The organism is Bacillus sp. AFS037270, from assembly GCF_002585305.1.
Genome location: NZ_NUNF01000132.1, coordinates 1 through 227, shown reverse-complemented (window position 1 = coordinate 227; position 227 = coordinate 1). Strand labels below are relative to the sequence as shown.

General features: G+C 49.3%; 2 tRNA genes. Both read left to right on the top strand.

What is annotated here, in order from left to right:
• Positions 1 to 21: 21 nt before the first annotated feature.
• A tRNA-Ile gene (locus COD92_RS31310) sits at positions 22 to 98 on the top strand.
• Between the two features lie 11 nt (positions 99 to 109).
• Positions 110 to 185: transfer RNA gene (locus COD92_RS31305), tRNA-Ala, on the top strand.
• Positions 186 to 227 lie beyond the last annotated feature (42 nt).

Sequence of the window (227 nt, the reverse complement as noted above, 5' to 3'; positions counted from 1 at the left end):
TCTCTCTATATTTTATGGTATGGGCCTATAGCTCAGCTGGTTAGAGCGCACGCCTGATAAGCGTGAGGTCGATGGTTCGAGTCCATTTAGGCCCACCATACTTCATAACGGGGTCTTAGCTCAGCTGGGAGAGCGCCTGCTTTGCACGCAGGAGGTCAGGGGTTCGATCCCCCTAGACTCCACCAATAACGTTTACTAACGTTACAATTCGTTCTTTGAAAACTAGA